The 585-nt window shown below is 81.9% G+C and carries 1 protein-coding gene; it reads right to left on the reverse strand.

The window, feature by feature from the left end; all coding sequences use genetic code 11:
• Window positions 1-173 precede the first annotated feature (173 nt).
• A partial coding sequence (locus PYV61_RS26405; protein ID WP_275836870.1) for a hypothetical protein occupies window positions 174-585 on the reverse strand: 412 nt, incomplete at its 5' end.

Genomic DNA, 585 nt, shown 5'->3' on the forward strand with positions numbered 1-585 from the left:
GCGCGGCCAGCGAGTCGGCGCGCGCCGCGCCGTCGGGCGCGGCGCTGTCGGCGCGCACGCCGTCGGGGAGCACCTGCGCCGCCGCCGCGGCCGGGAGGAGCGCGAGCGCGGCGGCGAGGCTCCAGCGAGGGATCACGGGAAGTCGGGACGGGGGGCCGGCGTCGTGCCGTCCCCTAGTCTGCACCCCCGCCCTCGCGCTCGGCCTCGCGCGCGGCGGCCAGCAGCTCGACCAGCCGCTGCGGCGCGACCTCGCCGACGAGCAGCGTCCCCGCGCGCGCGGTCGGCCACGCCGCCACCGCGCGCGCGCCGTCCCGCGCCAGCGCCGCGTGTCCCGCGGCCACCGCGGCGCGCACCGCCGGCGCGCGGAAGAACCGCTCCTCCGACACGATGTACTGCAGCACCAGCAGGTCGTCCCACCGGTACGCCAGCACCGCCGCGGGCTCGCCGCCGAGGTCCGTCGTCCACGCCGCGAGCAGCCGCAGGTCGCGCGCGCGCAGCGGCTCGACGGCGAACGGCACCGCGAGCCGCACCGCGTCGAGGTCGCGCGCGCGCCCCGGCAGCTCGCCGGCGGCGACGCGCGCGTGG

Origin of the sequence: Roseisolibacter sp. H3M3-2 (assembly GCF_029211165.1) — a bacterium.
In the GTDB taxonomy this organism is placed as follows: Bacteria; Gemmatimonadota; Gemmatimonadetes; order Gemmatimonadales; family Gemmatimonadaceae; genus Roseisolibacter.